1 protein-coding gene is annotated in these 1,082 nt (G+C 60.1%); it reads right to left on the bottom strand.

All coding sequences use genetic code 11. The features are described from left to right. A partial coding sequence (locus tag C5L12_RS27705) for an IS110 family RNA-guided transposase (RefSeq protein ID WP_205839401.1) occupies nt 1–866 on the bottom strand: 866 nt, incomplete at its 3' end. Nucleotides 867–1,082 lie beyond the last annotated feature (216 nt).

Raw genomic sequence — 1,082 nt, 5'->3', positions numbered from 1 at the left:
TTGCCGGGTTTTCCTTTCGATTTCAGCTTTTCGAAGAAAGCTCTGATGTCGGGATCGAAGCGGATTGCCGGCAGGGCTGCGATGTAGAGGGCATCGCGAACCGGTTTTCGACCGCCGGCAATCATGCGCTTGCCGCGCATCTGGCCGCTGTCCCGGTTGAGCGGCGCGACGCCGATGAGCTTGGCGATCTGTCCTTTGTCCAGGCTTCCGAGTTCAGGCAGACCTGCCAGCAGGAAGCAGGCTGTGCGCAGACCAATGCCCTTGAGCGACATCATGACAGCGGCCTTGCCCGAGAGCGCCTTATCCGCCTCGAGGCAGGCTGTCATCGCGTCGACAACCGCCTGGCGCTGGTCAAGCAGGAACTGTAAGCTTTCTTCGATCCAGACCCTCGTTTTGTCGTCGGCCCGGCTGGCCAGCTTCTCCCGGCGGTTTTTCTCCTGCACGATCATGTGTGACAGCTGCCTGTAGCGCGCCACCAGACCGACCATATTCATCTGGGCTGGAGAAGCTGGCAGGACAAGTTCGGTTTCCATCCGTCGACCGTAGTCGGCCAGGATGAAGGCGTCGATCCTGTCGGTCTTGGAGAGTTGGCCGCAGGCGCCGGCGAACTGTCGCACCTGTCTGGCATTGACGCGCGCCACCGGCATCCGCGCTGAAAGAAGCGCGTCGAGCACACGGCGTTCGTAGCCGCCGGTGGGCTCCAGCAGGAAGCGCTCGATCCCTTTCAATGGCGCGACAAACGCCAGGAAGCGGGCAACTCCTGCCGCCGTGTTGGCAAAGCTCGCCGAGCGGCTATCCGGCAGGATGCAGATGTCAAAAGAGGATTTTGATATGTTGATGCCGACAAAACGACTAGTATAAGACATGAGGCAGGTCTCCCTTATACGCGAGCGCGAAGCTCTCTCAACGGTGCGACGATGCCTCGATGAGCGCAAAGGGTTCTGCTTTTTTGCGAACGAAGGTTCAGGGCGGCCAAGCCCAACCGCTTTGCCCTCAGCCATTGCGGTGTTGCGATCACCCCAATGACAAACGAGGCCGGAGCATCATAACAGACGCTCCGGCCTCTCAATGTATAAGGGCGG

The sequence above is a fragment of the Neorhizobium huautlense genome (genome assembly GCF_002968575.1).
Lineage (GTDB): Bacteria > Pseudomonadota > Alphaproteobacteria > Rhizobiales > Rhizobiaceae > Neorhizobium > Neorhizobium huautlense.
This window is presented reverse-complemented; position numbering and strand designations above follow the sequence as displayed.